The sequence below is a fragment of the Microbispora sp. NPDC046933 genome, assembly GCF_040644635.1.
Lineage (GTDB): Bacteria > Actinomycetota > Actinomycetes > Streptosporangiales > Streptosporangiaceae > Microbispora.
On the sequence record NZ_JBEYWW010000003.1, the window covers coordinates 213,523 to 226,511 of the forward strand.

Sequence of the window (12,989 nt, forward strand, 5' to 3'; positions counted from 1 at the left end):
TCAGTGCCTCTCTGGAACGTCGGCGGTGATTTGCTGGGCGGACGTCCAGGTCACCTGCGAGACCGGGACGGCGTCGGCACGGTTGGCTGCCGGGTGGCGCGGGCGCGCGCCGGGCTCCCGGACTCGGTCGTGCCCGGGCGCCCTCGGGTCCATCGCGATGAAGACGTCGCCCTTGGTGGGCGGGTCAGCCGGGTCGAGGGTCCCGCGGACATCGCCGCCAAGGGCGGTACGAGTCAAGGTCGCGACCAGCACCTCGATCATGAGCCTGAGGGCGTGGCCTTTGGGACCGCCGAAAGGGCTGATCGCCCTATCCACCGCCGCAGCCGCGTCTGTGGCGCGCACACCGGCGGAGTCGACGGCGTCCCCGGGTGCCGGCGGATTCGTGCCGACCATGGCCCGGGTCCCGCCCCACGGGTGGAGGCCGGTCAGGTCATGTGTGCACAGGGCGCGATGATCCTCGGCGGGCACCCGGAACAGCAGGCCGGTCACGGTAGGTCGATCGCCGCGTAGGTGACGTCGAGGTACTCGAGGATGCCCTCGTGCGATCCCTCCTTGCCGATCCCGGACTGCTTCACGCCTCCGAACGGAGCTGACGGGTCCGAGATCAGACCACGGTTGACGCCGACCATTCCCGTCTCCAGCCCCTCGGCGAACCGGAGCGCCCGCTGGAGGTCACGGGTGAAGACGTATCCGACCAGGCCGTGCTCGGTGTCGTTGGCCTTCGCAATTACCTCGTCGTCGGACGTGAACGAGATGATCGGCGCCACCGGGCCGAAGATTTCCTCCTCCAGTATCCGCGCGTCTTCGGGCACGTCGACGAGGACCGTAGGCGGGTAGAAGTGGCCCGGCCCATCCGGACGCTCGCCGCCCACCAGGACACGGGCGCCGCGATCGACCGCGTCGGCGACAAGCTCGTCGATCTTGGTGACCGAGGGCTCGTCGATCAACGCCCCGACGTCCACGCCGTCGTCGAGACCATGGCCCACCGAGAGCGCCCCCATCCGCTCGGCGAAGCGCGCCGTGAACTCCTCGCGCACCGGCTCCTCGACGTAGATTCGGTTGGCCGCGATGCAGGACTCCCCGATGTTGCGCATCTTGGCCACCATGGCACCGTCGAGCGCGACGTCCAGGTCCGCGTCGGCACACACGATCAGGGCCGCGTTGCCGCCCAGTTCCATGGAGGTGCGCAGCACGTTGTCCGCCGCCTGCCGTAGCAGCACGCGCCCGACCTCGGTCGACCCGGTGAACGAAAGCTTGCGGGTCCGACGGTCGGCCAGCAGTGCTGAGACCACCTCGCCGGAACGCTTGGTTGTCACGACGTTGACGACGCCCGGGGGAACGCCGACCTCCTCCATGATGCGGGCCAGGAACAGCATGGTGAGTGGCGTCTGGGCGGCCGGCTTGGTGATCGTCGTGCAGCCCGCCGCCAGCGCAGGAGCGATCTTGCGGGCACCCATGGCCAACGGAAAGTTCCAGGGCGTCACGAAGACGCACGGTCCGACCGGCTTCGGCACGGTGAGGATGCGATATCCACCAGCGGGAGCTATGTTGTAGCGCCCCTCGACGCGCACCGCCTCCTCAGCGAACCAACGGAAGAACTCGGCGCCGTAGGCCACCTCTGCCCGAGCCTCGGCGAGCGGCTTGCCCATCTCGAGCGTTATCAGCCGGGCGACCTCCTCGGATCGCTCGGTCAGTGCCCGGTAGGTCGCGGTCAACAACTCTGACCGTTTTCGCGGCGGGGTCGCCGCCCACTCCGCCATTGCCTTGCTCGCCGCGTCCAGAGCGGCGAGCCCGTCAACGACGCCGGCGTCCGCCACCTCGGCGATGGTCTTGCCGGTGGCCGGGTCCTCGACGGCAAAGGTGGCTCCGCCGGCGGCGTCGCGCCAGGCGTCGCCGATCCGGAGCCGCCGGTGCTCGGGGGCCAGGACGTTCATCGGGTCACTCATTGCGCCGCCTCCTGTGATGTTCTTGGTGATGTCCAGCGTGACCTCGGCGATCGCGCCACGCGCGTTGACGAACGGGTCACACGACCTCGTCGGGGTCGAGGTTGCCGAGCGGGTCGAACGTGGCCTTGGCCCTGGCTGCAGGGCGACGCCCCGCGTCACCGATCGCCTTCTCGGGCCATGGCTGCTTCAGCGTCGTCAGGCCGTGCTCACCGGTGACGGTCCGCCGAGGCTCGATTGCCACGTGCGGGCGCATGGTGACGTCGCCGCCCTGTGCTGTTACCTCCCGGGCGGTTACCTCCCGGCCTCGGACAGCGCCAGCCCGGTGCCCGCATCGAACAGGTGCGCACGGTCCAGGTCGACCGTGACATGTAGCCGCTCGCCCGGTGTACCGGTGACGGTGGGTCGTGCCTTGACCTTGAGGATCTCCGTCCCCACTCGGACGTCGACCACCGTCCGGTCGCCGAGCGGCTCAAGCCCGTAGAGTTCCCCCGACAACGACGCGTCCCCACGCTGCTCGACGGACAGGTCCTCCGCGCGCAGGCCCAGCAGCAGCGGACGACCGTCCTCAGCCGTGGTCCAGCGGGGCCGCGGCAGCGTCCAGCCTTCCGCACCGACGAGACGATCTCCCTCGGCGTGGCAGGCGAGCAGGCTGATCGGCGGGCTCCCGACGAATCCCGCGACCCACTGGTTGGCCGGCCGCTCGTACACCTCGGCCGGCGTTCCGACCTGTTGCACCTTCCCCTCCTTGAGGACCGCGACCCGGTCGGCCATGGACAGGGCCTCGACCTGGTCGTTGGTCACGTAGACGAAGGTTGCTCCGAGGCTCCGGTGGATGCGGGTGAGCTCGGTGCGCATCTCGACGCGGAGCTTGAGGTCGAGGTTCGTCAGCGGCTCGTCCATGAGAAACGCGCGCGGGCTACGGACCAACGCCCGGGCCAGGGCGACACGCTGCATCTCACCGCCCGACATCTGCGCCGGACGACGCTGCAGCAGACGTTCGATGTGCAGCAGGCTCGACATCCGCTCGACGGCAGCGGCGATCTCGCTCGAAGAACAGCGGCGTGCCCGCAGCGGCGAAGCGATGTTCTCGTACGCCGTGAGTCGCGGGTAGAGGGCGTAGCTCTGGAAGACCATGGCCAGGTCGCGTGCGGCCGGGGCGTCACCGGTCGCGTCCCTCCCGTCCAGATGCACCGACCCGGCGTCAAGCTTCTCAAGACCGGCGATCGCTCGCAGGGTCGTCGTCTTGCCTGCCCCGGAGGGCCCGAGCACGACGAAGAACGAGCCGTCCGGCACGTCCAGCGTCACCCCGTCCAGGGCCTGGACCTTACCGAAGGACTTGCACAGCCCGTGCACTGCCACGGTTCCCATCAGGCCACCAGCTCTTCCGTGCTCACGTCGTAGACCGGCGGGGGCCCGCCGGTGTGCCGCAGCCCGACCGGTGCGTCAGCGGCGAAACGGACAGTCGGTGGCATCCGAACCCGTACGTCGCGCTGGCCGCCGTGGTCGACCACGTAGATGATTTCGTCGCCCAGCCACTCCGCCGAGACCACGCGGGCCGGGACCGAACGTTCCGCCCCTGGTTCCGTGACTTCCAGCGCCTCCGGCCGCACGCCTGCGACCAGGCGACGTTCGCGCGGCAGGCCTGGCGGTGGCGTGAGGACCAGTCCGCCCTGACTGCGCAGCTTCCCGTCGGCCACCTCCACCTCGATCAGGTTCATCGGCGGAGAGCCGATGAATGCGGCGCAGAAAAGACTCGCCGGACGGTCGTAGACTTCCAGCGGCGTGCCGATCTGCTCGACGCGGCCCTTGTTGAGGATGGCGACTCTGTGACCGAGCGACATCGCCTCGACTTGGTCGTGGGTGACGTAGACCATCGTCGTCCCCAGCTCCCCCTGCAGGTGCTTGATCTCCGTGCGCATGTCCGCCCTCAGCTCCGCGTCCAGATTGGTGAGGGGTTCGTCCATGAGGAATGCGCGCGGTCGTCGCACCAGGGCACGAGCAAGCGCGACGCGCTGCTGCTCCCCGCCGGACAGCCGGTGCGGTCGCCGGTCCAGGAGCGGACCGAGCCGCATCAGCCGGGCGGCCTCGTCGACCCGCTCGCGCACCTCCGCCTTGGGCAGTCCCTCGGCCCGCAGTGGGAACGCCAGGTTGTCGCGGGTTCTCAGATGCGGGTAGAGAGCGTAGAACTGGAACACCATGGCGATGTCGCGCTCGGCCGGCGGCAGGTCGTTGACCAGCGTGTCGCCGATGCGGATGTCGCCCGTCGTCTGCCTCTCCAGGCCGGCTATGGCCCGCAGCGTGGTCGTCTTGCCGCAGCCCGAAGGGCCGAGCATCACGAACAGCTCGCCGTCTCCGACGGACAGGTCCACGTGGTCGACTGCGACCGTCCCGTCCGGGTAGCGCTTGTGCAGGGCGGTCACCTCGATGCCCGCCATCAGCGTCGCACCGCCCCGAGCGTCACACCGGCGACGAGGTGCTTGCGCACCAGGTAGGCGAAGACGAGCACCGGTAGGGCGAACACTACGGAGGCGGCGGCCACGAGACCCCAGTCCACAGTGGTTCCACCGATGAGGCCGGCGATGGCGGGTGGGGCCGTCCGCACGCTGTCGCTGGAGGTAAGGAAGATGGCGAACACGAACTCGTTCCACGAGAAGATGAGTGCGAAGACCGCCGTCGCGGCGATGCCGGGCAGGAGCAGGGGAAGGGTGAATTTCCAGAACGCCTGCAAGCGGGTGTAGCCGTCGAGCATGGCGGCATCCTCGTACTCTGCGGGCACCTCGTCGACGAACCCCTTCATCATCCAGATCGTGAACGGGACGTTGAACGCGGCGTAGATGAGGATCAGGCCGAGCTTGCTGTCGATGAGTCCGACTTGGCGGTACATGAGGAAGATCGGGATCACGACCACCACGGGCGGCATGAAGCGGGTGGACAGGATGAAGAACAGTTGGTCCTTCTTGGCCTTCACGGCGAAGCGTGAGTAGGCCCAGGCCGCCGGGACCCCCAGTACGGTGGCCAGCGCCGTGGAGACCCCGGCGACCACGACGGAGTTGAGGAACGAGACGGACAAGGCCGAGCGACCGCCGGAGGCGACGAACACGTCCTTGAAATGGTCCAGAGTGACCGTGAAGTCGAAGAACTTGGCCGGGATGGCGTAGACGTCCCGGTTCTCCTTGATGGACGTCTCGATCATCCACAGCGCCGGAAAGAGCATCACGACGGCCAGCACGGTCAGCAGCGCGACCTCCAGCACGGAGCGGCCCCGGCCGCCGCTGCGTCGCGCGGGGGGCGTGTGATCCCGGCCAGGACCCGTGGACACGGCCTCGTCGACGGAGACGGCCATCAGTCCTCCTTGAGCTTGTTCAAGTAGCGCAGGTAGAGCTGCGTCAGGACGATGACGACGAGGACCATGAGGATCCCGTACGCCGAGGCGGTTCCGGTGTTGAAGCCCAGGAACCCGACCTTGTAGACGTGGAACGACAACGTCTCGGTGGAGACCCCCGGACCTCCGTTGGTGAGGATGTAGACGAGGTCGAACAGCCGGAAGGCCTCGATGGCCCTGAACAACACGGCGATGAGGAGCAGCGGCCACACCAGCGGAAGAGTGATGGTGCGGAACCGGAACCACTCGGACGCCCGATCGATCGAGGCGGCCTCGTACAGGTACTTGGGAACCGCGGTAAGGCCCGCAAGTGCGATGAGCATGATGAACGGCGTCCATTGCCAGGTGTCGACCACGATCAGGGAGATCAGTGCCGTTCGCTGCCGGGTGAGCCACTCCACCTGCCCCAGGCCGAGCGAGCCGAGCATGCTGTTGATCACGCCGAACTGCGCGTCGAGCATGAATCGCCAGAACAGCCCGACCACGACCGGCGACAGCATCATCGGAACCAGGAACAGAGTGGTCAGCAGCCCTCGCCCGTGCGTGCGCCGTGAGATCAGGTAGGCGATGGCGAAACCGAGCACGGTCTGCAGGGCGACCGCGCCGACCACGTAGATCAACGTCGTCAAGGCCCTCAGGTGGACCTGCGCCGAAGCCAGGATGGCGGTGTAGTTCTCGAACCAAACGAAATGGGCCGGCCCCCCGCGGGTGGCCGAGTAGTCGGTGAAAGACAGGTACAACGCCCACAGCAACGGGAACACCGACATTGCGAGCAACAGCAGCAGCGCGGGGGAGATGAAGGCCACGCTGAGCCAGCGGTCACTCAAGCGGCGGGACCGACCCGGCGCAGGCGGCGTCGCGGACGCCACCTGCCCGGGGTGGTCGGTCGTCAGAGGGACGGGGTCACTCACAGTCCGCCGCCGCCCTTGCGGTTGCCGGAGTCGAGCACGCTCTGCTGCTGCTTGGCGATTTCGTCGAGCGCGTCCTTCGGCTTCTTCGCACCGTTGAGAGCCGCGTTCACGTTGGTGTTCTCGATGTCGACGAGGCGCGCGTACTCGGGCACGTTCCACATGTCCCGCATCCGCGGAACCGAGTCGGCGTACACCTTGTTGAACGGCCCGGCATTGAGGAACTCGGGCGACTCCAGGGCGTCCGTACGCGATGGCACGCCACCAGCCGCGGCCCACTTCTTCTGGATGTCAGCCTGCTCGAACCACTTCATGAAGTTCAGGGCCTCCGCCTGGTTCGCCTGTGGGGAGTAGGCCGACACGTGCATCCCCATGCCGCCGAGAGGCACCAGGTTCGTCTTCTGGCTCGGCAGGGGGGCAAAACCCAGCTTGTCGAGAATCTGCTCCCGCGTGGTGCCGAGCGTCGACTGCTTCGGGTCGAGCAGGCCGCCGCTCGCGGCGATCCAGTTGAACGCGATGCATGCCTTGCCCTGGGCGACCGCCGCGTTCACCTCGTCGATGAACCAGTTGCCGGAGCCCTTGGCGGTCAGCGGCTTCATCTTGTTGACCAGGACGTCCATCGCCTCCTGGCCCGCGGCGTCGTTGAGGACGCCGTCGATCTTGCGGGTCTTGGAGTCCCAGAGGTTGCCGCCGTAGACGCCGTTGACCGTGTTGTAGGTTACGGCCGCGGCGTCGGAGCCGTTGGCCTGGTGGAAAGCCAGCCCGCTGACGCCAGGGTGGTCCGCCTGGCACTTCTCGGCGACTGAGATCATCTCGTCCCACGTCTGCGGTGGCTTGTCGCCGATCAGGTCCTTGCGGTAGATCATCGTCCAGGTGTCGCCGAGCAGCGGCAGTCCGTACATGCTGGCGTTTTCGTCGCGCTTGCCGGTCTCCGCCTGGGGGTACTGGCCGTAGGCCGCCAGGAGGTACGGGTTGTAGGCCTTGACATCGATGTTCTTCTTGACGAAGTCGGTGATGTCGAGGATGTTGCCGTTCGTCACGGCCTCGCCGATGTGTTGCGAGTCCAGGATCGGGATGTCGAAGTCGGTCTTGTGCGCTGCGAACTGGGTGAACATCGCGTCGTGCCAGTTCGCGTTCGGCACGGTGTTGACCTTGATGGTCACGTTCGGCCGCTCCTTGCTGTACTCCGCGTTCGCGAAGGCTTCCAGCGCGTGGGCGGGGGGCCAGTCGAACCAGATGAACTTGAGGGTCAGCGGGTCCTTGGTGAGCTCCGGGATGGTCGCCGGAGCCTTGGGGGCGCTCGCATTCGCGCCGTCGTCCTGGCCGCAAGCCGCCACGGCCGTGGCCAACAACATGGCCGCCGTCGCCAGCCGCACCTTTCGACCGGGAACGGACAGTTGTCCTATTCGCTGTGGATACCGCATCCTCTTGCCTGCTTTCTGGGGGGGACTTCTGGAGCCTTGCTGCGTGCTTCGCCGAGCAGTTGCTGGGGGGTGTTCAGGCGTGTTGCCGGCTGTCGCAGGGGCTGACCCGCAGACCGGCGTCACGACTACGCCGCGACGTGATGGGGCTTCAAGCAGTCGAGAAGCTCTTCGGTCCTTGTGCGGCCCGGCGGCGAATCGAGTAGAACGTCGAGCATGCTCATGGGAGCCCCAACTGATCGAAGCGGAGCGATGGCGGGCAGTTCCGCGATGGGTGAAGGATGGCTGGCATCCGCCACCTTTCCTATACGATCCGAATGGGGGCGTCAACATCCCGCAGCGTTGCGACCGATGTCAACAGGTTCCCGAAGACGTAAGAAAGGACCTCACGTCAAGATGGACGACGAAGTGATGATCGCGCGGCGCCACGGGGCCATGACGGGCGGAACTCCGCCGGGAAGATCTCGCGGCCGGCTTGCCGACGAGGTGTACGACACGCTGCTCGGACAGCTGATGTCGCTACGGATCGAGCCTGGCTCCCGCGTCACGATCGACGCCCTGGCGCGAGAGCTGGGGGTCTCGCAGACGCCGATCCGAGACGCTCTCAACCGCATGGAGGCCGAGGGCCTGGTCGTGCGTGTGCCCCATGCTGGCTATCGCATTCCCCCCCAAATCACCCGTCAACGATTCGAGGACATGCTTGAGCTCCGCCTGCTCCTCGAGCCGGCGGCGGCGCGCAGATCCGCCGAACGCGCATCCTTGGAGCAGGTGGCCGGTCTGCGACGACTGCTGGAGGAGATGGCGGAGCTGGAGGGGGGCAACGGGATTATGGCCTATGGCGCCTTCGGGCTACGCGACGCCGCTTTTCACGATCTCGTCGCCCTGAGCGCGGAGAACCAGGTCATCCGCGAAGCGCTCGCTCGCCTGCACACGCACGTGCACCTGTTCCGGCTTCTCCACGACACCCAGGTCACTCACTTGGCCATGGCCGAGCACGAAGAAGTCGTGGCCGCGATCGCCGCGCGTGACCCCGACGCCGCCGCCTACGCCATGCGTCGGCACATCCTGCTGTCCGGCGAGCGGTTCCGACGATTGTTCGACGAGGTCAAGGACGCGGACGAATGACGGTAAAGGCTTGACGGGCGGGCTGGGCCGAGGAATGCTAACTCACGGATCGGATCCGATTGGATCCACCTCACCCGCCCCAGTTGCGAGGAGAAGCAGGTGCCCAGAGCACTGCTCCTGACCGGCGACGCCGCCGAGGAGCTCGACACCATGTATCCCTACTATCGCGTGCAGGAGGGCGGCTGGGACGTTGACGTCTCGTCACGGACGATGCGTGACGTTCAGCTGGTCATCCACGAGTTCGACCCCAACTCCGACGCCTATGTGGAGAAGAACGGCCGGAAGTTGCCGGTCGACGTGACCTGGGCCGAGGTCGACGTCGAGCGCTATGACGCCCTCATCATCCCTGGGGGACGCGCCCCCGAGTGGATCCGGGTCGACGCCGACGTCAGGCGCATCACCGAGCACTTCTTCGCGCGCAACCTCCCGATCGCGCTGGTGTGCCACGGCGCGCAGGTGCCGGCTGTGTACGGGCTGCTGAAGGGTCGAAAGACGGCGTGCTTCCCCCCCATCACCGGTGACATGGAGAACGCGGGCGCGACGGTCATCGACGCTCCCGACGTCGTGGACGGCAACCTCGTCTCCTGCCGGGGGTGGCCCGACATGCCGCAATTCGGCAGGGTGATGATGGAGGTCTTCTCGAAGTCCATCAACTCCGCATCGGCATGAGCACACCTGGCCTGTCCCGGTGACGGCACTTCGGACCGTCACAGTCGACGGCTCCCCCGTCCACGTCATGGAGAGCGGCACCGGGCCCGCGGTGCTGATGCTGCACGGCTCCGGACCCGGTACGACCGGATCCGGAGCCTGGGCAACGACGGCACAGGCGCTGGGCACGTCCTGGCACCTGGTGGCTCCTGACCAGGCGGGGTTCGGCCGTACACCCATCCCGGCGGGCTCCAGGGGTGGGCTCCGGCTGTGGACGGAGCAGGCCGCGGGCCTGATGGATGCTCTCGGTGTCGAGCACTACGCCGTGGTGGGCCACTCCATGGGCGGTGCCGTGGCGCTGGCGTTGGCGGCCGCGCGTCCCCAGCAGGTCACCCGTGTCGTGGCGGTCTCGACGATGGGCGCCCCCGGGGCGCCGCTGTCCGCCGAGCTCGACGCGATCTGGGCCGCCCCCGCCAGCCCGCTCGGGGCACGAGACATGTTGAGTCGCCTCGTCCTCGACCAAGCGCTCGTGACCGAGTCGGCCGTCGCTGCCCGTGCAGCTGCGATGCGAGCGGGGGCGGCCGCATTCGCGTCGTTGTTCCCTCCACCCAGGGCACGCTGGGCCGACGAGCTCACCCTCTCGGCGCAAACGCTGGCAGGGATCCGCGCGCCCGTGCTGCTCGTCCACGGCGCCGAGGACCGAGTCACCCCGCTCGGGATGGCAGCCCTGCCCCTGCTCGAACACCTGGCCGATGTCCGTCTGCACGTGCTCGGACGATGCGGGCACGTGCCGGCGCTCGAGCACCCGCACGACTTCAGGCGACTCCTGTCGTGCTTCCTTGGCAGGGAACGAGGTCACTAGTTGCTGCGACAGGTCCGCAGCCCGTGCTCAAGCAGATCAGCATGAATTAGGCGTGATCCGCGCAGAAGCTAGCGCCCTCCCCGAGACCCGAGCCATGACGAGGCAGTGGCCGAGGTCATCCCTCGACATGGTCGCGTCGACATCCTCGTGAACAACGCCGGACGTAGCCACGTCGGTGCCGTGGAGGAAACCGGCGAGGCCGAGCAGCGGGCCCTGTTCGAGGTCCACTTCTTCGGCCCCGCCGCGCTGACCCGCGCCGCCCTTCCCCACTTTACCTGTGCAATCTCTGACCTCGAGGCCAGAGGAAGGCCATCCGCTGCTCGCGCAGCACCAGGCGATGGCTGGCGGTCACCCAGAATCAGCAGGTACGACGAGGGCTCCTGCACGATCAACAACGCTAGCGGGTCAGGCGACGGCGGCGCTCCAGCCGAACTGTTCCAGGCGGTGCCGGGCGACCTCGGTCTCGGCGGGCGTGAACAACTCCGCGAACCTCGGCTGCACGACCAGGGCCTCGACCGTGAGGTCCAGCCGGCCGCGCTCCCACAGGGCCGCGAACCCGTCGGATACCGCTGGCGAGCGCAGCAGCCTGCGGGCCGTCGCCAAGCTGCCGTGCTCGGCCAGCATGCTAAGGAAGTAGGAGGCGTGATAGTTGGCCTCGCTCCGCGCCCGGTCGTAGACGGACCGCATCGCGGCGTCGAACTCCGCGTGCACTCCGCTGCTCGCCGAGGCCTGCGGTGCGACCGGCTCCTGCGATGCCTGCTCGTCCCCCGCCGCCGTCTCGTTGCGGCGCGTCGCGTAGCCGAGCAGCGCGTCAACGGAGGTGAAGACCTCGTACCCCAGCTCTTCGAGCCTCGGCAGGTCCGCCACCTCGGGGTCGAGCTCCAGGACGACCGGCTTGCCCTGGCCGGGCTGCAACCCGTCGGCCCAGAAAGCCTCGGCCATCGCCAGCGCCCTTCCGCTCGCGGGATCGGCGATCTCGCTGTCCAGCGCCGGCTCGGCGTAGCCCAGCCGCACCAACTCCTCGACCATCGCCTTGATCTGGGCGGCCCGTACGTCGTCCTGCTCGTCGGCCACGACGGCCACGGGACGCAACTCCCCGGCGGCGAGCGGGACGGCGCCCTTGCCCAGACCGGACAGGAACGACTGAGCGGCCCCGGCGAGCAGCTCGCGCCGGGCTTGGAGGAAGTCGAGGTAGCGGTCCACCCGCCACAGGTCCCGGTCCATCGGAATCCACTGGGAGGCGAGGACGCCGGGGTGCTTGTCCTCTGCCTCGGCGAAGTAGTCCTCCGGGCTCCGCTTGCCGATCGCGAGGTTGGTGTTCTGTGTCAGGAAGCAGAAGTTGGCGACGGCGTTGACGTGGACGCGGTCGTACCCGGCCTTGTACAGCAGTGCCTTCGGGAAGATGTGATGCACCTGAAGTGAGGTCAGCTTGCCGAGCATCTCTGCGTGCAGTTCCAGCCCGCTGCCGAAGTCACGGGCACCATGCACCCGGGTGAGCATGTAGAGCAGCGGGTAGAACCGCGACCCGCGCGTCGAGCCCTCGAAGTCGTGCGGCCGGACCTCCAGGTTGCCGCCGCGCCACCGTTCGAGAGCAGCGATAAGCCCATCGATCCCGGACCGTTCCACGGTGTCGTAGTCCTGAGCCAGGATGGTCTCGGTGGAACCGGCGAAGCGCCCCCACAGCGCCGCGTGCACGTACCAGAACAGCACCCTGTCACGGTGGGCACTGTCGAGGAACGTCCCGCCAGGCGTGAGATGGAGCAGGCGGGAGACGACCGGAATCGCGTATCGGCCCATGAGGACCTGCTCGTGGTCGAGCCCTAGCCGCCCGGACACCGCGCCGAGCAAAGTGTTCACGTACCCGACCGACTTCGTCAGGGCCGTCTCAAACTCGCTGTCCGTCACAGCGTCGAGGGCGGTGAAGACGGCACGCCCGGTGGCGACGGCGGTGATGTTGCGCAGCAGCCAGTCCAGCGAGAAGTCGAAGCCTTTCGCCTGCCACTGATTAAGATGGTCGCGCATGACCTGACGCGCGGGCGCCCACTGCGCACAGATTTTGGCCAGGGCGAGATCACCCTTAGAAAGAGCGGTTCCTCCCGAGTTGACCCGGTTGAAGATGTCGACGACGACGTCGACGTTCTTGTCCGGTCCGGTGATCTTTTCCTCGTGGAACTCGCGGTTCTCCAGGTTCTTCAGCTTGTTCAGCCGCGCGATGTAGGTGGCGAACTTGTCCGGGTGCTGCGCGAACGCGCCGATGAACGGCTCCAGTCCCTCGACGAACAGCCGGGTGACGTCCACCCAGCGTGGATCGTCACGCATCTTCGCCGGGCCGTAGAACTCGAACGTCTCGTCCTCGACGTTGAATCGCAGGCCGGTGAAGGCGGACGGATCCCCGTCGAAGAAGGCCGGGGGCTTGCCGCGCATGATCCCGTACAGCGACGTGATCCGCTGCTGTCCGTCGAGGAGCAGGAGACGCACTCCGCCGCCGGTCGCGGCGCCGCGTACGGAAGCCATCTCGGGCTCGGTCGCCCACAACAGCAGACCGCCGACCGGATAGCCACGGTACAGCGAGCGCATGAGCCCGCGGACCTGGTCACGGTTCCACACGTACCCCCGCTGGAACTCGGGGAGGAGCACGGTGCCGTCGTCGATCTGGTGGAGGAGCACAGAGAGCGTGGCCAACAGTCCGTCCCTTGG

At 67.6% G+C, this 12,989-nt stretch carries 12 protein-coding genes and 1 pseudogene; 4 read left to right on the plus strand and 9 right to left on the minus strand.

All coding sequences use genetic code 11. From position 1 onward, the window contains the following. From ABZ857_RS05595 to ABZ857_RS05630, 8 genes are all read right to left on the minus strand, one after another. Positions 1–489 (minus strand): Ldh family oxidoreductase, encoded by a 489-nt coding sequence (locus tag ABZ857_RS05595; protein ID WP_357037974.1) that lies wholly within the window; start codon positions 487–489, stop codon positions 1–3. Next, complete coding sequence (locus ABZ857_RS05600; RefSeq protein WP_357037977.1) at positions 486–1,946, minus strand: NAD-dependent succinate-semialdehyde dehydrogenase; 1,461 nt, start codon at positions 1,944–1,946, stop codon at positions 486–488. The genes ABZ857_RS05595 and ABZ857_RS05600 overlap by 4 nt, the downstream gene beginning before the upstream one ends. 76 nt (positions 1,947–2,022) lie before the next feature. Next, a complete protein-coding gene (locus tag ABZ857_RS05605) occupies positions 2,023–2,187 on the minus strand; it encodes an FAD-linked oxidase C-terminal domain-containing protein (RefSeq protein WP_357037980.1) in 165 nt (54 codons plus the stop codon). Between the two features lie 50 nt (positions 2,188–2,237). Beyond that, on the minus strand, positions 2,238–3,314 hold the full coding sequence (locus ABZ857_RS05610; protein ID WP_357037983.1) for an ABC transporter ATP-binding protein: 1,077 nt from the start codon (positions 3,312–3,314) through the stop codon (positions 2,238–2,240). Beyond that, positions 3,314–4,381 (minus strand): ATP-binding cassette domain-containing protein, encoded by a 1,068-nt coding sequence (locus ABZ857_RS05615; RefSeq protein ID WP_357037986.1) that lies wholly within the window; start codon positions 4,379–4,381, stop codon positions 3,314–3,316. Before ABZ857_RS05615 ends, ABZ857_RS05610 begins: the two co-directional genes overlap by 1 nt. Further along, positions 4,381–5,289 carry a carbohydrate ABC transporter permease gene (locus ABZ857_RS05620; protein ID WP_357037989.1) on the minus strand — a complete coding sequence of 303 codons (909 nt, stop codon included), beginning with the start codon at positions 5,287–5,289 and terminating at the stop codon, positions 4,381–4,383. Before ABZ857_RS05620 ends, ABZ857_RS05615 begins: the two co-directional genes overlap by 1 nt. Then, positions 5,289–6,155, minus strand: coding sequence for a sugar ABC transporter permease (locus ABZ857_RS05625; protein WP_357037992.1), 867 nt, complete (start codon positions 6,153–6,155; stop codon positions 5,289–5,291). The genes ABZ857_RS05620 and ABZ857_RS05625 overlap by 1 nt, the downstream gene beginning before the upstream one ends. A gap of 80 nt (positions 6,156–6,235) precedes the next feature. Continuing rightward, positions 6,236–7,612 carry an extracellular solute-binding protein gene (locus tag ABZ857_RS05630; protein ID WP_357037995.1) on the minus strand — a complete coding sequence of 459 codons (1,377 nt, stop codon included), beginning with the start codon at positions 7,610–7,612 and terminating at the stop codon, positions 6,236–6,238. A gap of 441 nt (positions 7,613–8,053) precedes the next feature. Between ABZ857_RS05630 and ABZ857_RS05635 the strand changes: the two genes are divergently transcribed. From ABZ857_RS05635 to ABZ857_RS05650, 4 genes and pseudogenes are all read left to right on the plus strand, one after another. Then, on the plus strand, positions 8,054–8,782 hold the full coding sequence (locus tag ABZ857_RS05635; RefSeq protein WP_357037998.1) for a GntR family transcriptional regulator: 729 nt from the start codon (positions 8,054–8,056) through the stop codon (positions 8,780–8,782). A 99-nt stretch (positions 8,783–8,881) separates the two neighbouring features. After that, positions 8,882–9,451 (plus strand): DJ-1/PfpI family protein, encoded by a 570-nt coding sequence (locus ABZ857_RS05640; protein WP_357038001.1) that lies wholly within the window; start codon positions 8,882–8,884, stop codon positions 9,449–9,451. Positions 9,452–9,470: 19 nt separating this feature from the next. Beyond that, a complete protein-coding gene (locus tag ABZ857_RS05645) occupies positions 9,471–10,292 on the plus strand; it encodes an alpha/beta hydrolase (protein WP_357038004.1) in 822 nt (273 codons plus the stop codon). 102 nt (positions 10,293–10,394) lie between these two features. Next, positions 10,395–10,556: pseudogene (locus ABZ857_RS05650) on the plus strand (SDR family NAD(P)-dependent oxidoreductase); the annotation flags it as partial. A gap of 141 nt (positions 10,557–10,697) precedes the next feature. Here ABZ857_RS05650 and ABZ857_RS05655 read toward each other — a convergent pair. Continuing rightward, the gene (locus ABZ857_RS05655; RefSeq protein ID WP_357038006.1) at positions 10,698–12,974 is read right to left on the minus strand and encodes a DUF262 domain-containing protein; all 2,277 of its coding nucleotides are present in this window, start codon (positions 12,972–12,974) and stop codon (positions 10,698–10,700) included. Positions 12,975–12,989 lie beyond the last annotated feature (15 nt).